At 40.0% G+C, this 21319-nt stretch carries 32 protein-coding genes; all 32 read right to left on the reverse strand.

The annotated features are described in order from the left end of the window. Positions 1 to 5 precede the first annotated feature (5 nt). The 32 genes from IEX29_RS23475 to IEX29_RS23630 all read right to left on the reverse strand — a co-directional run bounded on the left by IEX29_RS23475 (position 6) and on the right by IEX29_RS23630 (position 21235). On the reverse strand, positions 6 to 4244 hold the full coding sequence (locus tag IEX29_RS23475; protein ID WP_188737800.1) for a tape measure protein: 4239 nt from the start codon (positions 4242 to 4244) through the stop codon (positions 6 to 8). Beyond that, positions 4245 to 4829, reverse strand: a complete 585-nt coding sequence (locus IEX29_RS23480) for a Gp15 family bacteriophage protein (protein ID WP_188737803.1) — start codon at positions 4827 to 4829, stop codon at positions 4245 to 4247. It abuts the gene before it with no gap. Between the two features lie 8 nt (positions 4830 to 4837). After that, positions 4838 to 5302, reverse strand: coding sequence for a hypothetical protein (locus IEX29_RS23485; protein ID WP_188737804.1), 465 nt, complete (start codon positions 5300 to 5302; stop codon positions 4838 to 4840). A 105-nt stretch (positions 5303 to 5407) separates the two neighbouring features. Continuing rightward, positions 5408 to 5887: a phage tail tube protein gene (locus IEX29_RS23490; protein WP_188737806.1), complete on the reverse strand. Its 480-nt coding sequence runs from the start codon at positions 5885 to 5887 to the stop codon at positions 5408 to 5410. Further along, positions 5880 to 6290: a phage tail terminator protein gene (locus IEX29_RS23495; RefSeq protein ID WP_188737808.1), complete on the reverse strand. Its 411-nt coding sequence runs from the start codon at positions 6288 to 6290 to the stop codon at positions 5880 to 5882. Before IEX29_RS23495 ends, IEX29_RS23490 begins: the two co-directional genes overlap by 8 nt. Beyond that, complete coding sequence (locus IEX29_RS23500; protein WP_204799067.1) at positions 6290 to 6613, reverse strand: minor capsid protein; 324 nt, start codon at positions 6611 to 6613, stop codon at positions 6290 to 6292. Before IEX29_RS23500 ends, IEX29_RS23495 begins: the two co-directional genes overlap by 1 nt. Beyond that, the gene (locus tag IEX29_RS23505) at positions 6613 to 6948 is read right to left on the reverse strand and encodes a putative minor capsid protein (protein ID WP_229720354.1); all 336 of its coding nucleotides are present in this window, start codon (positions 6946 to 6948) and stop codon (positions 6613 to 6615) included. The genes IEX29_RS23500 and IEX29_RS23505 overlap by 1 nt, the downstream gene beginning before the upstream one ends. Then, positions 6948 to 7337 (reverse strand): head-tail connector protein, encoded by a 390-nt coding sequence (locus IEX29_RS23510; protein WP_444544101.1) that lies wholly within the window; start codon positions 7335 to 7337, stop codon positions 6948 to 6950. The genes IEX29_RS23505 and IEX29_RS23510 overlap by 1 nt, the downstream gene beginning before the upstream one ends. 11 nt (positions 7338 to 7348) lie before the next feature. Beyond that, positions 7349 to 7846, reverse strand: coding sequence for a phage tail protein (locus tag IEX29_RS23515; protein ID WP_204799068.1), 498 nt, complete (start codon positions 7844 to 7846; stop codon positions 7349 to 7351). Positions 7847 to 7924: 78 nt separating this feature from the next. Further along, positions 7925 to 8761 (reverse strand): N4-gp56 family major capsid protein, encoded by an 837-nt coding sequence (locus tag IEX29_RS23520; RefSeq protein WP_188737814.1) that lies wholly within the window; start codon positions 8759 to 8761, stop codon positions 7925 to 7927. Between the two features lie 16 nt (positions 8762 to 8777). After that, the gene (locus tag IEX29_RS23525; protein ID WP_188737816.1) at positions 8778 to 9398 is read right to left on the reverse strand and encodes a phage scaffolding protein; all 621 of its coding nucleotides are present in this window, start codon (positions 9396 to 9398) and stop codon (positions 8778 to 8780) included. 891 nt (positions 9399 to 10289) lie between these two features. Next, the gene (locus IEX29_RS23530; RefSeq protein ID WP_188737818.1) at positions 10290 to 10442 is read right to left on the reverse strand and encodes a hypothetical protein; all 153 of its coding nucleotides are present in this window, start codon (positions 10440 to 10442) and stop codon (positions 10290 to 10292) included. 54 nt (positions 10443 to 10496) lie between these two features. Beyond that, positions 10497 to 10841, reverse strand: coding sequence for an ImmA/IrrE family metallo-endopeptidase (locus IEX29_RS23535; protein WP_188737819.1), 345 nt, complete (start codon positions 10839 to 10841; stop codon positions 10497 to 10499). 13 nt (positions 10842 to 10854) lie between these two features. After that, on the reverse strand, positions 10855 to 11199 hold the full coding sequence (locus tag IEX29_RS23540) for a phage minor capsid protein (RefSeq protein WP_188737821.1): 345 nt from the start codon (positions 11197 to 11199) through the stop codon (positions 10855 to 10857). A 133-nt stretch (positions 11200 to 11332) separates the two neighbouring features. After that, positions 11333 to 12013, reverse strand: a complete 681-nt coding sequence (locus IEX29_RS23545; protein WP_188737823.1) for a GIY-YIG nuclease family protein — start codon at positions 12011 to 12013, stop codon at positions 11333 to 11335. A gap of 87 nt (positions 12014 to 12100) precedes the next feature. Then, a complete protein-coding gene (locus tag IEX29_RS23550) occupies positions 12101 to 13006 on the reverse strand; it encodes a phage minor capsid protein (protein WP_188737825.1) in 906 nt (301 codons plus the stop codon). 4 nt (positions 13007 to 13010) lie between these two features. Further along, the gene (locus IEX29_RS23555) at positions 13011 to 13277 is read right to left on the reverse strand and encodes a hypothetical protein (protein ID WP_188737826.1); all 267 of its coding nucleotides are present in this window, start codon (positions 13275 to 13277) and stop codon (positions 13011 to 13013) included. A 4-nt stretch (positions 13278 to 13281) separates the two neighbouring features. Continuing rightward, positions 13282 to 14823: a phage portal protein gene (locus tag IEX29_RS23560; RefSeq protein WP_188737829.1), complete on the reverse strand. Its 1542-nt coding sequence runs from the start codon at positions 14821 to 14823 to the stop codon at positions 13282 to 13284. Between the two features lie 39 nt (positions 14824 to 14862). Then, complete coding sequence (locus IEX29_RS23565) at positions 14863 to 15072, reverse strand: hypothetical protein (RefSeq protein WP_188737831.1); 210 nt, start codon at positions 15070 to 15072, stop codon at positions 14863 to 14865. Between the two features lie 28 nt (positions 15073 to 15100). Next, positions 15101 to 16450, reverse strand: a complete 1350-nt coding sequence (locus IEX29_RS23570; protein WP_188737833.1) for a PBSX family phage terminase large subunit — start codon at positions 16448 to 16450, stop codon at positions 15101 to 15103. After that, on the reverse strand, positions 16443 to 17186 hold the full coding sequence (gene terS / locus IEX29_RS23575; RefSeq protein WP_188737835.1) for a phage terminase small subunit: 744 nt from the start codon (positions 17184 to 17186) through the stop codon (positions 16443 to 16445). The genes IEX29_RS23570 and terS overlap by 8 nt, the downstream gene beginning before the upstream one ends. A gap of 86 nt (positions 17187 to 17272) precedes the next feature. Continuing rightward, a complete protein-coding gene (locus IEX29_RS23580) occupies positions 17273 to 17833 on the reverse strand; it encodes a sigma-70 family RNA polymerase sigma factor (protein ID WP_229720356.1) in 561 nt (186 codons plus the stop codon). 96 nt (positions 17834 to 17929) lie between these two features. Next, entirely contained in the window at positions 17930 to 18127 is a 198-nt protein-coding gene (locus IEX29_RS23585) for a hypothetical protein (protein ID WP_188737837.1), read from the reverse strand. Positions 18128 to 18135: 8 nt separating this feature from the next. Then, positions 18136 to 18303: a DUF3954 domain-containing protein gene (locus tag IEX29_RS23590; protein WP_188737839.1), complete on the reverse strand. Its 168-nt coding sequence runs from the start codon at positions 18301 to 18303 to the stop codon at positions 18136 to 18138. A gap of 8 nt (positions 18304 to 18311) precedes the next feature. Further along, positions 18312 to 18533 (reverse strand): hypothetical protein, encoded by a 222-nt coding sequence (locus IEX29_RS23595; protein WP_188737870.1) that lies wholly within the window; start codon positions 18531 to 18533, stop codon positions 18312 to 18314. Then, positions 18533 to 19069, reverse strand: coding sequence for a Holliday junction resolvase RecU (gene recU / locus IEX29_RS23600; protein WP_229720357.1), 537 nt, complete (start codon positions 19067 to 19069; stop codon positions 18533 to 18535). The genes IEX29_RS23595 and recU overlap by 1 nt, the downstream gene beginning before the upstream one ends. A gap of 189 nt (positions 19070 to 19258) precedes the next feature. After that, on the reverse strand, positions 19259 to 19429 hold the full coding sequence (locus tag IEX29_RS23605; RefSeq protein ID WP_188737841.1) for a hypothetical protein: 171 nt from the start codon (positions 19427 to 19429) through the stop codon (positions 19259 to 19261). A gap of 1 nt (position 19430) precedes the next feature. Further along, positions 19431 to 19958 carry a dUTP diphosphatase gene (locus IEX29_RS23610; RefSeq protein WP_188737843.1) on the reverse strand — a complete coding sequence of 176 codons (528 nt, stop codon included), beginning with the start codon at positions 19956 to 19958 and terminating at the stop codon, positions 19431 to 19433. 21 nt (positions 19959 to 19979) lie between these two features. Continuing rightward, positions 19980 to 20120 (reverse strand): hypothetical protein, encoded by a 141-nt coding sequence (locus IEX29_RS23615; protein WP_188737845.1) that lies wholly within the window; start codon positions 20118 to 20120, stop codon positions 19980 to 19982. 83 nt (positions 20121 to 20203) lie between these two features. After that, entirely contained in the window at positions 20204 to 20548 is a 345-nt protein-coding gene (locus tag IEX29_RS23620; protein ID WP_188737847.1) for a hypothetical protein, read from the reverse strand. Beyond that, a complete protein-coding gene (locus IEX29_RS23625) occupies positions 20541 to 20777 on the reverse strand; it encodes a hypothetical protein (protein ID WP_188737849.1) in 237 nt (78 codons plus the stop codon). The genes IEX29_RS23620 and IEX29_RS23625 overlap by 8 nt, the downstream gene beginning before the upstream one ends. Before the next feature lie 122 nt (positions 20778 to 20899). Then, entirely contained in the window at positions 20900 to 21235 is a 336-nt protein-coding gene (locus IEX29_RS23630) for a hypothetical protein (protein WP_188737851.1), read from the reverse strand. Positions 21236 to 21319 lie beyond the last annotated feature (84 nt).

Here is a 21319-nt window from a genome sequence, read left to right on the forward strand (position 1 = left end):
CCTCCTTAAAATACGCTTAATGAAGCATTAATAGCGTTTATTTCATTGACTGCTTTTGTTAACTTTTCACTATCTAAATACAAGTTGGAGTCCTTATTCAACAATTTCCCTAAGATGTTATTCTGTTCTCTCAACAGACCTGCAACACTTCCATCTGGTTTATTTTCTGGGATGCGGATATTTCTCACAGCTTGTGCCATAGAATCAGCCCCGTTATAAGCCATCGCCGATGTACCTAATGCAACCTCAGGCGATACAGGCTTAATCATGCCTGCAGCTAAATCATCCATCGCTCTATATACTAATTTGGCGTTGTCTTCAATACCCACAGCAATACCGGCCGGCACCCATCGTCCAACATCGTCTTCCATTACTCGGGATGGCGAATGTATTTTTAGCGCTCGTTGCATAGTACTTGCAACACGACTTGCTATACTGCTTGCTGTCGCCATAACACGTCCAGCGCCACCGTTAAGGCCAGCATTTAGTCCACTCATGGCATAGCCACCAATTGAGGACATCCGCCCAGAAATACTACTAAACGGTGTTAACATGTTTGCAGATAATCTAGTCATAATAGCTACACTATTTGTCGCTCCAGATGATAGTTTATCCTGCATGGTACGCATGTTGCTGTTTGCTATTACTGATAAACGGGCAAGGCGTCTGTCCATATTACTAACACCTGTTTGAGCTGCGTCGCTCATGTCAGTCATACCTGTTCGAGTTCGGTTAAGCATGGCTGTAGCCATAGATATAATGGTATTGACTACGCTAGATTCTCCGTTAGAAATGCCGATAGCTAGCCCTTGTATGAAAAAGTCACCGTAAGATCTTGTAATGGTTGATGGGCTGTGAATACCTAATTTTGAGCGAACATTGGTTAAAAGAGATTCTGACATAGATGTTCCGGCGGCACTAACATCATCTGATCCTGCTGTTATCCCGGATGCTAAGCCAACTGATACATATCCACCATAGGTTTCAAATGTCGATTGATTTATCTCACTTGATATAGCCTTTTCAGGAGCTTTTCCGACTTCTCCGGATGCCCAAGCAACAGAATCCTTTCCATTGTTTATACTGCCCGATAATCTAGTAGGTACACTATTTCCAGCGCCTTCAATGTCTGAACTAGCAATTTCGGAAGTCATTGGATCAACAGCATCTCTTCCCAAAGTTCTTGATGCTGCTTCCACATACGGAGAACCTGAGTCCATACCAGATTTCATGTCTACCGGAACCTCTTCACCTTTTGCAGAGAAATCATAATTCCCCAAGGCTATGTTTAATCCTGTATATGCCTTTTCGGCCATATTACTAACGGCTGTTTCAACTTCAGGAGTACCATCTTCAACTCCTTGTGCAGCATCCTCTGGTAATACTCCAAACAATTCATAAAAATTGGCCGCTTCAATAGCTTCTTGTGTTGTCATTGCTCCATCTTCAACCATGCTGATAAGGATATCGCCAACTTCGCTAAGACCATCCCCTAAGCTATCTTTCATTGCGGTTGCAGCAGTATTTCCACCTTCATCCATTAAACCAGCGAATTTTTCTAATTGCTCTTCGCTCATATCCGCAACAGTTTGAAGCTCTGCAGCAGAATCAATACCTAATGAATCTAACCATTGCATAAAACCTTCATGACCATCTTTTGATGCCCATTCCATTAATTTTGCGTGGTTTTCTCCCCAAGCAGCAACCATTTCCTGATTGTGTTCAAGATTTTTTATCATTTCTTTGGCAGATACTTCGGACTCATCATTGATTTTTTCAAATGCATCTGTTGCAGCATCTTTCAGATCGGTGTATTTATCTTTCATTCTTTCAAAAGCATCTTGCTGTGCATCTGACAAAACACCATAAGATAAAATCATTGCTGCATTACCATCTTCTATGGCTTTTTTTACAGCATCCTGCGCAGCAGTCATTTTTTCTGTAGTGGCTTGTTTTTCATCACCCAGATCTTCTAATTTTGCTCTTAATAACTCTTCTTGTTCAGTTAAATCTGCAGATGCATCTTTAGCTTCTTTTTTGGTTAAATTGTTATCTCCCTGTACTTCTTTTTGCTTATCCAATACATCATTTAATTGTTCTTCCACTTTATGCTGATCTTGCAAGATTTCCGTATAACGTTCTTGAGCCGCTTGACCAGATTCTAAGTCACTCATTAAATCAATTCGTGCTTGGATTTGTTCTGACGATTCACTGAGACGGTCAGCCTCTTCGTTATACATAAGATTGAGGCCTTCAACAGAGCCATTTAATTGATCGACCGTGCTTTTTAACTTTTGTTTATCTTCTTCCGATTTATTTTCTTTGCTAGACAAATCATCTAAAGTTTTTAATAGGTCATTACTTGCACTTTGGTTAGCGCTTATATCACTTACTTGATCTTTATACGCTTGGGCATTGCTTTCCACAGATTGAGTCAGAGAATCGGTTTCATTGCCCATCTCTTCTATCTCACTTTTAAGCCGCTCTCCTTCTTCGGTTGAACGTTTGAACCATTTAACAATACCAATTGTTGCAGCAACCAAACCTCCAATCACAAGGCTGGCGATACCAATTGGTCCGGATAAGGCAGTCATAACAGTACTAAGACCTTTTGTAACTGCCATCCAAGCAATTTTCGCAGCTTGTGCTAATTTAATTTTTCCGGTTAAAAGACCGATTGCTAATGTGCTTACTTTGACCATACCTAAGTTAGCTGCTTGAGCAACTGTGTTAGCTTTTGTTGCTGTAGTATCCGCAATTTTTGCAGCCATTTGCCCTTTGGTAGCTAAAGTCAATGCTTTTGTAGACAACATCGCTGTTGCCAACGCTGCATTGGATGCATTTATGAATCCTGCAACTTTGTTTAAAATCATCATAGCAGCAAATGCAGAAGCTAAACCCAGAACAGCTGGAGTGAATGGTTTTATTGCTTCAACAGCCGTTCTTACTATTTCACCAAAAAATTTAAATACAGGGATAGATGCTTCAACTGCAGACTTCATTACATTAAATGCAGTATTAACCACTACTTTTAAACCATCGATGTTTTGAGCAATGTCCTTGCCGGTAACAGCGATAGTTAAATTATTGAATGCTTCAATGATTTTAGCTACACCGTTAGCGATAGCGTTTCGTAAGTTACCAAAGGATGTGGCAAGACCAAGACTGTTTTCTCTAGCTAATTCCGCCATGATTCCTGTGCCAGTACCTACTTCAATGAGTTTTTCGTTAAACTCGTCCAGTGTTATACTTCCGTCTTGCAAAGCTTTATACAGATCGTCTTTGGCTGTCTTGCCAGTGTAACCAAAACTTTCGGCAAGTTTAACTAGCCCAACATCCATAGTTTCGGACAAAGTTGTCCAGGTATTTAAGTCAATACTGCCTCTTTGTAGTGCTTTGATATACTGCTCAGTGCCTCGTTTAGCCTGGTCAGCACTTGCTCCGGAACCGAGCAAAGCGTTGTTTAATGCAATAGCTGTGTCTGCTGCCTTGTCCATATCTCCGAAAGACGTGTACATACGTTGAGCATTAGCTGCAATATCATTTAATTTTGTCGGTAATCCGTCGATACCATCGGATAATTTAGCCATAGCCGCCTCAGAGTCCTCAGCTGAAACTCCGAGAGCTTGTAAGACCTTTGGGAAGGCGTTCAAGGTATCAAATCGGCCGATGGCTTGATCAACAGATGACACCATAGCATCAAATGCTTTAGATGCAATTGCCACTAATCCAATAGATGCAGCAAATGTTTTAATAGAGCCAGATGCTTGATTTGTTTTGCCATCTACATCAGCCATTGCATCAGACGCATTACGAACAGACTCACTGGCCTGTGCGCTGCTATCAGCTACTCCATCCAGAGCACCATCAACACCCTGTAGCCCTTTGCTGGCGCTATCCCCACTGGAGCCTAAGCCCTCGATAGTATCACCAGCACCTTTAACAGATGATGCTGCTTGCGCTGAACTGTCAGCCACACCATCAATAGCTCCCTCAGCACCTTTTAAGCCTTGTCCAGCTTTTGAGCCGCTTTCGCCAAGTCCTTCAATAGAGTCACCTGCACCTTTTACACTGGTGCCAGCCTTGGCGCTTTTATCACTTAAACTGTCAAGCCCATCCTCTGCTGCTTTGATACCTTTACCAGATTTATTACCGGATGCCTCTAGGTTATCCAACTGCTTTGCTGCTACATCTACCTGTTTTCCATCAACTTCAATGGATATTTTAATACTTCCATCTGCCAATTAGTCCACCTCCTCCCTATCTATGTCATGTAATGCGTGCTTCGCTTGGAGTTTTTTCATATCCTCAATATGCTTTGGCGTATCGTGTTTAGATGGTTTCCACGCCCTAATTTGGATAATTCCTTGCATAATCGTGTTAGATGGCAGTCCGTTTAGCAGAGCCTTAAATTCATGCCAATGCATGGACCCTTGTTTTTCATAAAGATTGATGTTATAAGCCTGCAAAAAAGACGCATAGATGTACTCCGCGTCTTGTTCTAAATCTATATGTCGTTTGTCGTCCTCTTCGTCTTTAGGTAATGGCATCGGGTTGCCTTTTCTGTCATAGGTAATAGGTTCTTTTTCCTCGAACAAGATGAAATTATCATAGATGTAATTCCATAGATCGATACGTTCTTGCCATGATGCAGGTAATTCCTGGTTATCAAGTAATAATTGCAAACCTATAGAGATTTTTTCATAGACTCTTAAGTTTTCATCGCTCATCTGATCAAAAACATCAAGTATGTTGTCAAAAGACATGTCAAGCTCATATTCAACATCATTAAATGTAAAAGAGGTGACTAAAGGGTCATTTAACCGCATTTAATCACCTACTTCTTTTTAGCTTGCTTCTTTGCTTTGTTTCTTAATACTTCTTCTGTTTTTGCGTCGACTTCTTTTGCTCGTTCTTCTTCTTGCTGTACAATTCTTTCTTGAATCGCTTCATTAATAGCTCTAAGTGCATTCTGCAAAGAAACGTAATCCGGATATTTTTCATAAAGCTTCTTGAAAGTACCTTTGCCAAACATTAAGTCATACTCGATAGCTGTTTGCTTTTTCTGATAATCAATAAACTTCATACCTTCTTGATGAGCTCCTGATAGATCATTTAAATAATCCTCTGGCATTTCAATATTTTTCATTTCTTCGATGCTTTTCTCTGACTCTTTTTGTACCTGTTCGGCCAATTTAAAAAAGTGTACTAGGTTTTCATGAGATGAATCGAACCATAGATCAATTTCGCCAACTTTGACCGGGAATCCAGTCCGTTGGATATCTATTTGAATATCTGACATGTAATCACTCCTTATAATAAAAAAAGAGGAGCATAAGCCCCTCTTACTCTAAATCTACTGTCGCCCCGCTTGTCGTTGGGTTGACTGATACAACCTCGGGGCTAGTTACTCCCCCGACCCACCGTCGCCATTACCATCATCCAATTTATTGACTTTAGGTAGTTGATCAAAACGGATGGTGCAGCTAAACGCTTCATAATCAGATGCAGCACCGGAACCAGCGACGATTGCTGAAACAGTTGCACGTCCAACAAATTCCTCTTTGCCATCAGCAGACACAACTCGATGCCATACTTTACGGCCTTGACCTAGCTTGAATCTTAAACCAGCGATGTGAGCTTGTGCAGCATCTTCAGAATCATATGTTCCTTCAAAGGAATACCCCATAGCCACAGACGTTACTTCTGTTTCCGGCGTGCCATCACCACTGTAGTATGCAATATCTTCCGTTTCCTCATTTGTATCATCACTAATGTCCGTAATCCATTCAGCGAGTTCTAACCATTCATCCGTACTAGGTTCTTTTTGACCCACCTCATACGGTTGGATAAAATGCCCTCGCAAGGCGTTTTTAAATTTAGCCATTCTTTACACTCTCCTTATTAAATGTTGTAATTTTTGCTTGTATATCCAATAAAAAAACAAACCATCCTTGGCTATCCGCCTGGTTAATAAATGGTTTGTTGGTAATAATTAATTCATCAAATTCAAAACTTCCATCGTTACTAGTGATACTATCAATTTGCTCAAGGGCATTCTGGACAACCCATAAAGTGCTATGGATATTTCCTGGCACCCTTGATTTCATTGCAAATTCATAGTTTAGTTGCTGGTCTTTCACACCGCTGAAATACTCATTTACAACCCTGGAACCAGGTATAGGATAAACAACAAATGATTCAGCCTCACCCAAATATCCCGGCTCACATTTAATAGGGAGCCTATCAATGCTATTCACTTCATCTACTAATCTATCTAAAAAATCCATTACCAATTAGCCCCCTTTATAAATGCGTTTAGCCAGTCTTTCATGTGGATTCCACTTGCTTTGTTATCCCAACGTGGTCCAGTTCCGGGTGTCGTGTAGTTATGCATATACATATAAAACATTTTCCGCGCGTATGGCGTGTTCCAGGTGATCTCCTTACCATCTGCGTCAACTGCACCCGTGCCAGACAATGCACCATCTTTAAATGGTATAAACGGATTCATGTCTGCTAAGCCTTGATTAGCCAAAGCATACTGTCCCCGATTTACGCTCTGTTGGCTCATTTTTCGCTTTGCTCCATCTAAATTGATATCAATGCGCATCAGACCACTTCCAGCTCGTATGAGAAAATAACATTGTCATAAGCCTCATAGATTGGTATAACATCAGTTAATTTGTGGTCAATGCCATCAAAATGAATGTTAGATTCTGGTTTAAATGCTGGTAATGGTGTGGTTATGCCCTCATAGCAAAAAATAACCGCATTAAACAGCAATTGTTTACCGGACGTCGATTGACTGTATTGCGCACCTCTATCAATCCGACAATGTTCAATTTTTATAGGTTCTTTATAAACGGGACCTGTATTCCAATTCTCTTCAACAAATTCCTCATATACGAAGGAATCAATACAAAAGTCTTTAGGCGGCTTAGGCATTACCATACCATCACCGCCCTGTTGAGTAATCCAGTTCCCTCAAGATAAATATACACATCTTCTGCTGCTAGTGGCTTTGTTTCGTTTTGCCCCGTTGAGCTATATCGGCTAGGATTAGTAACACTCGTACGGCCAGCAGTAAATGATTGAGGGCTGTTGTTGATTTCCTCGTAAGACGTAGCACCCAACACATGAAAATATTCAATCTGAGCTACAAGAGCATCTTTAAACTTGTTTACTCGCCATTTGTTGTCTTTTTCAATGTCAACATGCACATAAAAGTGATTGGTGATATTGTCCAAGATAGCCGATGCTTTAGGTAAAAGGGCGTTGAATGCCTCATCACCTATATCTTTGCTAGTCAGACCTTTGAACTCTTCAAACGTCAAATAAGGCATTATTATTCACCTTCTTCTCCATCACCGTCTCCCGGTTCTTCTGGTTCAGGTTCCGGTTCTGTCAAAGTCAGTACATGAGAGTCTGTATAATCACCATCAGCTGTGGTTACAGTGGTTGTATATATGCCTGCTGGCGTGCTTTCAGTCCATGTAATGTTACCAGCACCACTTACAGCTAAACCATCAGCATCCGGGCTAATTGCATATGATACAGCCTTATTTGTTGCATTGCTTGGTGATACAGTGGCGTTCAATTGACGATTTCCGGCTGCACCAGCCTCTGCGTTGGATGTCTTTGGAGATAACGAAACCCCTGTTACATCAATAGGCAACGTCTTAAATGCAGGGATATCTACTCTTTCAGATTCTCTGTCGTCTTCTACTCTAACTGCCTGATATTCACCTGCAGCAATATCTGTGTTTGGTGATAATCCTGTGATTTCAAGAGGGCTTTCACCCTCTGTTACTACCTCGTCACCTTTGTAAATTTTAAAAGGCATGAAAATCCTCCTTTACTTAAGTTAAATTAATGACTGCCCCGTCAGTCGTTGGCGTGACATTGTCAATTTCCGGGGTTGTTACTCCCCCGAATCACCATCAGCAGGCTCAATGCGCACGATTTTAGATTCGTCAACCAAAGCCACCGCATAGTGCTGGTCAGCGTTGAATTTAGTCAACTTATGGTCCATATCTCGACCGGATTCAGCCAAAAGACCGCGTTTAGTATAAGTGCGTAACGCACCTGCTTTAACAGCGAATCCATGACCTTCCTCAATTTTCATGGATCGTACAATTTCCCATCCTAACAATTCGCCAAATGCACCAGTAATTAGGATTCTATCACCTAAATCAGAAGAGCGAGTCCAGTTCTGCGCTGCTTCCTTCCGTAGTTTAGCTGCATCTTTGTAAGACAAGAATAAAACGCCTTGCGTATCGACATCCTCAAAGTTATCAGGAGCGTCCACAAAGGCGTTTTCTAGTGTGTCAATCAAATCTAAATCAATATCGTGGTTAACTGCTAACGGTGCTGTTAGTGCTGTCTCTACGATGTCATTATCGATTTTGGATGCAATAGCCATGCGAATCTGACGTTGCGCTTCACCTACAGGGTCACCATAACCGGATAGTACGGATTCATCTGTTAATTTCACACCCCGACCAGCTTTTTTAATCGTGTACTGATCAGTGTCTGTTTCGAGTTGTTCGTACTGAATTGCTTCGCCTTCTGCAACGTCCTCGGCATCGCCGATATATTTATATTTAGGCACTGTAATAGTTGAACCCGGTTGTCCTTCCAAAACGTTATCTACCGGAGCAATACCGCTAAATTTGATAGCTTTAGGCAGCTGCGCAGAAATCATTGCAGCCATTACCTCTGGATCAATTAAATTTTGTAATCTTGTTAAATCTGGCATGTTTCATCATCCTTTACTAATTTTTAGTTAATTGTTCGAACTGAGCAGGGTTATTCGTTTTTAAGTCTGCCAGTTCTTGATAAGTCATATCAGCAATGCTTTTCGGTGTATTGCTACCACCTCCGTTAGGGTTGCCTGGATTGACAAATTGAGGTGGAGGCGTTTTTTGTCCATCAGCCTCAAATAGATAATCTTGATTTTCTTTTACCGTCTTCAATTGCTCATCCAATCCGATGATCTTTTCTCCATCTAATTTCAGATTTTCGATATCGAGAAAGGGTTTTACAGCCTTCGCACTCTTTGCTTTAGCACCAGATAATGCTTTATCTAATGCGAAATCAAATGCTTGTTGCGATAACTTGTTTTCATACTCTGTTTGAGTATCTTTGTTTTCTTGCTTCAATCGATCAATCTCCGCTGTTAATTCATCGTTACCTTTCGCTTTATCACCCAAGTCTTTCAATTGCTTGTCGCGGTCTTTGATTTGGTCTTGCAAATCTTTTACCTCTTGATTCTTGTTGTCAAATTTCTCTTTCGGGAACCAATTTCCATCAGATACAACCGCAATCTTATTGTCACCAGCTTTATCCATGACTTGTTGATACAGCTCTTCACCTAATAATTCTTTTAAATTCATCTATATTAGCTCCTTATTAATGTTTTTTAGCATGTCACACCTCATGCAGTAAGGTATCGCTTAGTTTTACCCCAAGCCTTTAAAAAGGGCATAATAAATAAGCCTTTTAATGACTTGCTTAGGTCAATTATGGGTAAGGATTTGCACCTTACATGCAAACTTTGTGTTTTGGGGTACACATCACGTTATAAAACGTGCTCCCCTGCTCCCTTTGTTTGCGTAACGGGCTTATCTGCGTCTACCTATTCCGCCACCATAATAAAAAAGCCTTTTAACGTCTATGCTCAGGACGTCGATCGAGTTAGCCTCGATCCCAAAAGTCAAAAACAGGTAATCTCCTTAAGAAAACCCGATTCCTTTTCTACACGTGGTAGATAGTATAACAATGGCAACCAACCATTGTATAGTGCATCCCAATTGCTCGCTCTGCTGCTTTTATAGGAGCTTAACGCTCATATGCAACAGAAACGGCTCATTTCCAAAAGTCAAAGTCTATGCACATTCCCTAATCTGACATTTATATTTATCGTCCTAGTCAGGGTTAGGACGGCGTGTCGCATCATATTCCCCTCATGCGGAGAGTGGCCATTGATATGGTGTTCAGCAACACCCTTGTGACCTAAAGGAATATGCACGCTTGCAAGTCTACTCCCTCACATTCAACTTGCCCCGACCCCTACAAGCCTACCGCCGGTGCCCTTAATAAAAATGCTTAGCAATGCACAAAACTTACATGAAGAGCATGCCCCTCACTTGCAGGAATACATTGCAAGATCCTTTTCCTTGCATAATAAGCGCTGTTTCCAATGGGTACAGCGTAAACCTTTGTTGTCCTCCTACTTTGAGTAAAAGGCATAATAAATGCACCTAACGTTGTCTGCTAGGTGCTGATTAATTCATATTTAATATCTCTTTGATTTTTGTTTCCAAAATCATATGGTCATGGTCGATTTCTTCTTGGCTCAATTCAGGGTCTTGTTTTTGTAAATCATATAAAGTATCTAAAATGATACCGAATAATTCATATATTTTTTGTTTATCCAAAGAACCACCCTCTCAAATATACAAAGGCTACTACCTGTAGCTAGGAGATAGGGATCACTTCCTTTCGTTTACTGATACACCATCATAAAAAGAAACCTCTTCAACTTCTTCTATCTCGCCAAAATGCAAGTTATTATCTTTAAACACTTGGTATAGCACAATACCTAAACGATTGACCATATCTTCATCTTGTTCGTTATAACCAGCTTCATTAAAGATTGAGTGTAGTATTTCATGGACAAGAACTTGCTCTTTTTTATCTTTACACATGCTGGAATCAATTTTTATAATCCCTTTTTCATAAAGTATCTGACCGCCAAGGTTGTGTTCTTCTGCCAGTCCGTCTACTTCTTTTATTTCATAATTTATTCCTGCGACTACAACTCTACTTGGCAACAAAGTGCAATCCCTCCTAATTTCTATAAGAAAAGTCCTTTAACAATGTATCTAAAGGCGTATAAACCTTCTCACGTTTATAATTCCGGCTTAAATAGTTGTTGTTAACATCGTTAGCCGATAAATGGTCACGCATAGCCTTTTGACGTCTCGACACCATCTTGCGCCAATGACTAGCTTTATCACTGCCTAATTCCTCAGCAACCATGAGGTTCTTCTTGTATTTCACTATTTCACGCTCAATTCGACGTTGAGTGTCTTTTGCCTTTGCGACCTGTTCGTTAAGCTCTTGGTCATATTCGGGCTGATTATTCGTATTCACACCCGGAATAAATGGCACATGCAAATGATTGCAATTCACCTATATTCTGTTAATCTCCTATCACTAGGAGTGTCGGACTATATCTTCACGTAATAAAACGTGCGATGCGCTTCGAGTGGTAACTCAACATCCACCCTACTCTACTCACTAAAAAAGCACCCTTAACGGATGCCTAATCGCTTTCGATAGTCTCTACACTTTTCTCTTGGGAATATTTCCAAACAAATCCACCTGCTGATTTTCGCTTCGGCTTCCCTAGTGCCACTGCGCTTATTTGAGCACTACCTATCCCCGTTGCTCTTTCAGCTTCTCTAACACCATCGTAAACAGCGATGAGGTTTCCTTGTTTGTCATATTGCTCGATAGGTTTCTTAATGGAATCTGTATATTTTTTCAACTGCTTAGACTTCTCAGCTAAATATTCGGGGTCTTTCAATCTTTCTTTCTGCACCAACGAAGAATGTTTAGAGCGTTTTTTTCGATACTCCTCATTCTTCCATTGCTTTTTATTCCATTCAGTGAAGAACGACCCATGCACTTCTTTTGTGTACTCTCTATCGTGCGTATTATGAGAAGTACTTACAACGTTATAGCCTTCTTCAACTGTGTTGTATTTATTGATGTAATGCTCTTCTCTTTCGTCCAACTGTTCAGCAGTGGTTTTTTCGATTATTTCAAAGACAAAGTTTTCTCTGCCGTATTTATCCATAGCGTGATAAATCGGCAATCTATCTTTGTAAGCCTTTATTCTAGATGGTTTGAAGTGTTCTGTTTTCCTCTTCATCAACCTAGTGCTTGCCCCGATATACATTTTTCCATTTATTTCATTCGTAATTTTATAAACACCTATCATTTTTAATACCCCCTCAAGACTTAGCACGGGATTGCCTTCTAGAGGTTTCCCCGTTAGCTTAATTATACCAAACAATTGTTCTCGTGTCTACAATTTATACCGTATAATTAAACACCCTTGAGTAATAAGGTTCACATCGTTACGTGGCATGAATTGTTTACCACGATGACCGCCTGCTGTTCCATAGTCAGCACCCCAATATGGGTCATATATTGATTTATATTCGCTGTCAGCAGGTATTTCACCGGGCAATCTTAAATCCACTACATTCCCCTGGATAATAGAGCATTTCTTCCTTGCACCAGCATGACTTGTAACAACCACCGTATGCACATCATACTCTGCCATTCGGTCTTTTCGTAACTTGTCATAGGTATTACCAAGCGTTGACTTTAAAACGGTGCGTGTATAGCCCTCTAATGACCATCTATGCCCTCCACGGTCAATCATGCCTGAACCGATACCTTTTTGCGCTAATTCGGTGACGGCTCGTTCTAGTGAATCTTCAAAGCTATATAAGCCAGAATTGAACATAGCAGATGTACGGTTAAGCGTATCGGTAAATGCCCGTTGTGCTTGCCCTACACCATATGAAGTGGTAATAAGCGTTTGATTAACATAATTATCAATCTCACTCCATGACTGGTTGTAATAAGCTCTCATGGTGTTGTCAAGGTTATTCGGCATTGGTTTGGTTTCGTAAGGCATCGCTTTGTCTATGTCTTGAACGATATCCTTGCCCGCATTCTCAAACATGGCCTTAATTTGCGTTTCAGCAACACCTGTGACCTTTGATAACTGCTTTGTGACCTCGCTGTTAAATAAACGTAACTCCTGTAGCTTCTGCGCTTGCCACATGGTAATATCATCAGAGCCACGTTTAAGCCGTCTAATAATGATTCGTATTATCTCGCCTTCAAGGCTGTTGTAGAGATGTGACATGTTGCTAGACCACAAATCAAGCTGAAAGGGAGTAATTTTAGGTTTGACCATTCAATCACATCTTTTCATAGGTACTTTCGAATATATCGGGCTTACAAGGGTAAAATTCTCCCTTAACACCTTTGATAATGTAATCACTATTAGATACTTTCATGAGTCCTTCAAGTGTTCTGATGAAGAACTCGCCATTTTGATTCAATTTAACCGAACCATCAAGAGGGTTACTCCAGTCCCCTTTAATAAAATCTATACATTCGGATTTATTATCCTCGTTATACTGAATAGCTTCAATTACAACAGGTTTCTTCCGATATTTAACCATTTAATCACTCCTCATTACCGAATATTTCCCTCGATGCTCTATCAGATATATTGTGTGGCTCCATCTCCAGCAGTTCATTTTGAATTTGCTCATACCACTTTTCCGCGATATCCTCCGGTAGCTCAAATACTTTTTCTATAGCCTTTACGGAGGGTATAAGACCAAGTGCCTTGGCTTTACCAATATAGTTAAGTTGTTGTGTCTTGTCTTGGAAGATACCATCATCAAAATCAACTCCTATGTTGTCGAATGTAGGTATTTCACCGTCAAATAGTCCAATTGTTTTGGCTAGTTCCAACGTAGAGACTATTAGCCCTTTAACAAACTTCTCAACTTCATTGACATGGTTATTTCGTGTGCGATAAGTCAAACTGTTCTCGCTCACAATTTCAGTTGCTGTCTTTACTGATTTACCATCAAATGAAAACGTTCCAACGGATAGCTGCAGTTGCATTTCAAGTGTTTTAAGCGATTGGTTGATAGCATCAGTGTACTGTTCGGTTCGAATGTCATTAGTAACATCCTTAATAAGGTCAGTTTCACCATCCATTTGCAAAGATTTATAAACATTGGTATTCGTATCGAATATTTGCACTGGAGGCTTCCCGTCTTCTGTCTCCCTTGTACTAAGCATATAATCGCTAACAAACACAGTCCGCTGCCCCATCTGCACTTCCCAGTTAAATTGATCCCATGTATCGTTTATTTGCTTAAGAGTAGGCTTACAATTATCTGTGAGTCCTAACCCCAACGGACTGTGAGGGTTGATATTGTTAAACCCAGCAGGCTTCAAATAATTAAAGAGTGGACGTGTCAGACCTGCGATTTTCGTCTCTTCTTGCAAATCCGGGTATAAATCAGAAAGAGGGATGCGTTTGCCAACCTCACCTTTATTATCAGACTTGTATAATTCATTGGTAATGACATATATATCTTTATCCCACTCATGAAACTCTAATAGAGTGTAAAACACTTCCTTACCGCCTTTTATTTCAGTGGTTACCGACTTCATCACACCTTCTGCAATCCCATTTGAGCTGGTTCGCAACGGATAAAAAGCGTTCGCTAGTGCCCATGAGTACTCAATTTCACCTGTCTCAGCATTTGCGTATGGCCTTACTGTCAGCCCGCCAGTAGCAAACATAGGGTCAAGGTATCTCATGAAGTTCTTTTTGAAATCATTATGTTCAAAAGCATGTTTAATAAAATCATCAGCCGATTTGAATGTATTGGTCTTGTTATCTTCTGATTCATCGGATATGGATATATCACACTGTTCATTGAATACAAGCCCAGATAGCAATTCAGACGTCAATTTGACCATATTCAATGTCATGTAATCACGTTTCTGTTTTTGCCCATATGAGTTATAATACTCGACTTTCGGATAACTGCCTTTATATTCTCTGAAATCACGTTCAATACGCTCTAATTCAGCTGGGTCAATGTTTATTTTCTCATGATCGTTTATCGTCTGTAATGTCTGTCCACTCAATGCATAACCTCCTCTCTTGAACAAGTTTTTAATACGGTCAATAACATTCAAGCTATCACCCCCTAATCTATCTCAGAAATTCACTTCGGATCATTTGATGTATTCACAAAAATCCGCCTTGGTCATTCCGGTAATCTCTTTGTACGCCTCATCCATTGTTACAGTATCTGAATGGAGTCTGACACCATTAAATACACCGTATGCCAACTCACCTTTATCTTTGTGTTCCAACAACTGATTTACAGCACTTTCTATCGTATCTCCTGGTGTAAAATCAACCTTCGAATAAACTTTAGCCATGTAATATTCACTCCTCCACCTTTTTCAATTACACTTTCAATCGCAAGTCTCTTGCGTTCGACACGCACATATATTGGAATTCGTCGACAGTATGGTCATCCTCTTTAACTACCTGAGGATTATCACTGTTCTGTGTGCCCTCAATCCACATGTACTTTTTGTGCTCTTCAATGAATATATCGTTGCTATCACAATGTTTTAATCCAGTAGGCAATGGATTTTCAAGATAATAAAAACGACCTTGTGCAAGAAGGTCGTGTACGTAATCCACCATATCTACTTTTTTAAGCTTATTAACAGGTTTCCAGTGCTGTCCGTGGTCTTTATAGTATTGATTCCTTAAAGCCCCCTCAGCGCTATCAATAGTACGTTTCTTAATTCTTGCACCTTTATACGGCGCTTGAGTTGCTGTAGCCTTAATAAATTCATATATATCCTTGGATAAATCACTAGGAGCCTTTTTATTAGCTTGACCAGCTGGACTATAGTAATAACCATTCAACCGAATCACTTTACCCTTAGCAGTCAGTCCATAGCACCCACAGGACGTAGCAGAAACGCTGTGTCCTGTGTCCATTGAGTAAAATAGATATATAACTCTATCATCACTAGGAAGCTCGCTCATAGACTTAAATAAGCTCATATTGTATACGTTGGTACCTAAGCCAACCGGTTCACCAAGATAGAGGTAACGATAATAGTCATAGTCGTTATTTTTGATACGCTCTATATCTTGCAGCATCTGTGCAGTAACGAATCCCAATTCATCATTCTTATAGCTGGAATCGTGAACTAACCAACCTTTTTCACCAGTCATGCTGTTTGACCATTCGTTAATCCAACTGTATGGATTTCTTGGAGGGTTGTAACTCCAAAAGAACCGAACCATGTCAGCATCATCATGTTTTTGCCTCATGAACGTTGTATTGGTTTGGTCAAATTCTTCATTGCTACCAAACTCTGCAGCTTCCTCGTACCATACAGCTATTAAATCACCAATATCGTTTGATTTGAGCTTCTGGAAGTCATCAGAACCATAAAAGTAAAAGGTTGATCCAGTCGCTTTATGAACCAATTTAAATGGAGCTACAGTCGACTTAAACTCGCCTAGTATTCCAAACTTTTCAAGTGCCCATTGAATCTTCAGAAAGACTGAATCACGTATTGTACTGGCAACTTTACGAATGACTACTACATTTGCCTTTTTGCCCATCGTAATATAAAGCAGCATCATAAATACGAGTTTTAGAGCAATGACAGAAGACTTAAACGAGTTACGGCCACCTCTTAAGATGTTATACGGCTTATCTGTTGTCCAAACAGGCTTAAAGTGAGGATTGATCTCTTTTTGTATGTTGACTGTTACTTGTTTAGCCATCACCATTCCCCCACGCATCAATGATATTAATTACTGGTGGGTCGTTGCCTTCATCTTCTTTCGCTATTTTCTTTGTTTCGGCTTTATTCCTATCAATATTGGATTGCATTGCATCTAGTCTTAATCGACGTTCGTCAAACTCATCTGTGATATCCAGGAATTGCTTAACTAAATTACGATATTCAGCCATCGCTCTTGATTGTGCATTTATATATGATTCAAAGCGTTCATGAGCATATATAACTTTATAGGTTGTACTATCACCCTGGAAGCTTTTTTTACTCTCTCCTGATATCTCTCTCAAATGGTCATGTTCATCTTCAACCCTCATTATTTTCTGTAATCGAATAATAGCCGAAAACTTAATTTCAATCTGCATCCATATCTGATCAGCAATTGTCATGTCCTGCATACTATCGATAATTTCCTGCTGTTCAGGGTGAATGTACTTAGCGAACAAACCATGAGTAACTGCACTTGTGTTGCGTTTTGCAAACTTAGGTATTGGATTAGGGTTCCCTCTATTTCCTACTGCATTTTTATTACCTTTAGGTGCACCTTTTTTGGGTTGCATCCTTTTTGCTTCGGTTGCATCCTTTTTAGTTGCACCTCTCGACCACTTTTCCCTACTCTTTCTGCTTTTCAAAGTACCCAATTTCACATTATGCTTTGCAGCCAAATCCTTTAATGTGATTTTGCTATTCTCATATTCTTTTCTAATTTCATCCCAATTCATTACATACTCACCAACTCCCACTACATAATATTTATAGTGCTTAATCTTAATAGACCTTACGGTCTTTATATATAATTACAAATCTTTTAAAGTGCTCTATCTACAAAATAACCTCTCTCATCCTCAATATGGTTTTGCATGACACTTGCATGACAAAGAGCGTTTTCCACTTTTTTCTTAGCCCTCTCAACGTACTTTTGAACACTGCTTCGACTGACATTCAATTCCCGGTGAATCTCCGCATACGACATCCCTTGTGCTTGGTGTAACAAGAAACACTGCCTTTCCCGATGAGATAATAGCATTAAAATGTCCATAATTTTCTTGCGTTCATCCTGCGATAAAACTTTTTCTTCAGTCCCAATATCTAAAGATGGAAATAAATCCACATCTACCAATGCTCGACGCTGATAAGCCGAACGTTTATCAATTCCACGCATGTTTCCAGGACGACGGCCGGTTTTCATCCAATCGATAGAAAATGACATATCATTGATCATGCTATTGATTTGTTTTTTATCCTGCTTATCTTTTAAATCCTCCATATTCAATTCATCGCCCATTTTACGTAATTCAGCACGCCCATCCTCATACTGCATAAGCAATTCATCCGCCCAATTCTCAATCTGTTCGCTTGTCATATTCATTTCACCGACTCCCCTCAAATAAAAAAGGATAACGCAAAGAGTCCCTCAACTCTCTACGCCATCCTCGATTGTTTCGATAGATTGCTTGTTATTTAATTAAAAATCATATTTAGCCCAATAATTAAACAAATCCTTATGATTCATCACAACGTTTCCATCAGGATCTATTAACTCATACATTGCTAATTCACCCATTTCAGATTGGTATACTCCAAAACTCAAAGCATCTTCTTTTGAATCAGCTTCATATTCTTCACGGATGGAGTAGCGATAATATACTAACTTCCACACCATATAACCTCCTATTTCACCGTATAACGGATTTCCTCGTTACAAATCTTTCCGTCATTCCAGTTAATAATCTGTTTCCCGAACCCACTGTCCGGCTTAGGATATTCTTTTAATTTACCGCCTTTAACCACTAACACTTTGTCCTCAGATAAATTGATTTCTATTTTGCTTGTTTCCATGTAATCCCTCACTTACTTCTTAATTTCTTGATGTATTTACGCCTCTTTTTTTCTTCTAAATACATCACCAGTAATGCAATCAAAAATACTATTGCTGACAGTGAAAAACCTATCCAAACAGGTGACAGCACCCACCACCATGACCAATCAATTCTGCTTGTTAATTTTAATCCAATAAATAATATGGTTAACAAACTAACAAAACTGATTCCTCCGCCTGATTTTTCCATCACTTAACACCTCCCAATGCTCTATTCATCTCTTTATCAATCGTCCCCAAGTAATCCAACGGAACGCCTCTCTCAGTCTTAATCACATCCACATTCAATACAAACCACTCATATGGGATGCTTTTCCTACCTCCTTGAGATTGACCCTCCCACCACTCAATAAACTTGTCTATCGGCATCAAATATGCCTCTTGGTGCTTCTCAAAATAGACAATGAAGAATGATATGCCGCCTTGGTCTTGATGTCGGGTTAAATAATCTACCTGATGTTGCTCGACATTCGATAAAGGAAATCGTGTACGCTCTTTTGTGTTCTTGGCATCAAATGCGATTGGCCGGCCGTGACTCACTCCGACAAAATCAACGGTACCTTTCTTTTGCGGGAATGCTTTGGTTACCCTGCCATTTTTCTTGTTGTAGCTAACACTCCATGGCGTGGGAACTTTATCAATAAGAGCAATGCCTTTGTTCTTGTACACCTTATTGGAATACTCAATCATATTTTCTAATGCCATTCCACGCTTACCTTGGCTCAATTTACCTTCTCCTTTACATATACGGCTTCGTAGTAAGTTTCTTCAATCGTCCTAAGATATCTGCCTCGCTTGTTATAAATCTTCTCAATCACCCTTACTGGCTTGATTGGCTTCACACATTCGAACCCGGACTTTTCCTTGTCGATGCACAATACCAGGCATTTGTATTTATCGGTATGCCTAACCCTGCTAATAGCCCGCATTTCTCACTACCCCGTTTAAGGCTTCGATATAAGTCCATTCGAGTGTATATAGTCTTACTTCGTCTATGTTTCTACCATCGCTAGTTTGATAGATTTCCATGCGATGTAGCTCTTTGATAAGCTGGCTCTTTCGCTTTTGCACTTCATCTTCACACATGCTATACCTCCTCTGTATACTTAACCCCTGTTGACCCATATCCATTACTGCCACGATCTGATTCAGACAACTTGTCCACCTCTTTAAACTCCGCTCTAACTACTGGAGCAAGTATTCCTTGCGCTATCCTGTCACCTTTACGTATGATATAACTTGTGACATTGTAATTGCCCAGCACTTCATCTGTATCACCCTTGATTGTATTTACACGGCACATATCACCTTGTTCCTCTACAACAATGCCGGCGTCTTCATATATGTTATCCACAATCACTCCAATCTCCCCACGATAATTAGAATCAATTGTGCCAAGTTGTACTCTCAATTTTGTTTTTAATGTAATGCCAGAGCGTGGTCTTACCTGTATTTCAAAGCCTTCTGGAATATCAAATGCTAATCCTGTCTTAACTAATTTTGTCTCTCCCGGTTCGATTACCACATCTTCAACAGCAACTAAATCAAATCCGGAATCACCTTTCTTTGCGTATTTTGGCAATACTGCATCTGGATGCATCTTTTTGACTTTCATTTTCAATCAATCCTCCACGTATCAATAATCTTCATCATTCGCAATCCATCCTGCTAACTTCGAAAGTTCATCCAACCTTATCACTTTGCCTTCTTGTTCATATTGCTCCATTTTTTCTTGGATTTTATCTTGAATATCGCTCACAAGTAATTCGTTAGACATTCCCATCCCCCTATCTAAAAATCACATAATCATAATCCCTTACCTTGCTGTGATACGTTTTAACTACCTGTATCCTGTCTCCATCATGGTTTATCTTGGTGGTTTCTTTGACATAGATTTTCTTCATTTCGAGACCTCCTCAATTGGCTTAATCTCCTGGTAACAGCCTTTCCTGTCCGATTGACTTCTTTTCCAATTTCAGCATGTGTCATACCTCTTGAGACGCCCTCCGTTAAAAAATCATCCTCATCACTTGTCCAGCGTCTTTTGTAGTTGAAAGGTCTTTCTATCCAAATTTCACGAACGCCTTCCACATGGATAGAATCGGCGCAATTTGGGCAACTTGGACGCCTTACTTCTCTGGCGACAATGAAATCTAATTCGCAATCCTTGCACCAGTGAAATGTGTAAGGTTTCTTTTTAGGCATCCTGTTCCCACCTTCCGACATTCACAGAAATAATCGGATCACCGAATTTTGCTTTTTCCATACGCTTTATATGACTTTCAGTTGCGTACCATTGTACGGTTTCCGGTTTGACACCTAACTTTGCAGCACATTCCTCTGCTGTTCCTGTGAATTGGAATTCGTCACCGATATAAATGGCGTATTCTGTTACTTTCTGCAGCTTGTACCCCTTAGGTCTTCCTCTAGCCATCAGAACCAACTCGCCTGTGGTTGTTCAACAACTTTTCTTTCAAGAGCCTTATCAAAGCGCTTATCACACAAATTACTGCGATTATTTCGGACTTCGTTTACCTTGCAGTCGATACATTTTTTTCATGTGGATTCTCCTCTCAATGCTTGACGTGCTTTTTCTCCGCTATCTTCTTCCGCAATCGACCTACCTAAATACATAGTGTCTCCGTCTATGATCAATTTTCTATGATTATTTTCATCCGCATAAAACTCCAAAGCCTCTTTATAGCGCTGGTTTTGTTGTTGGATATCGAATAAATCAGATTGCGCTGTGCGAAGCATAATAGATAATTTGGCATTTTCTTTTTGAATTCGATAGTTTTGTTCAGCTTGTTCGATTAACCAGTCAATTTGAAATTGATGCATCTCTCCGTCATTTTCATGCCATTCTTTTATCTCTTCCAACCGTTCATCCATCACGATTCCCCTTCCTGTGCGTATTCCAGCAAATCTATAGCTCTATCTAGCCCTTGTAGATACCCACCGATATACTCGTTTTTA

This window comes from Oceanobacillus neutriphilus, assembly GCF_014645515.1.
In the GTDB taxonomy this organism is placed as follows: Bacteria; Bacillota; Bacilli; order Bacillales; family Amphibacillaceae; genus Oceanobacillus; species Oceanobacillus neutriphilus.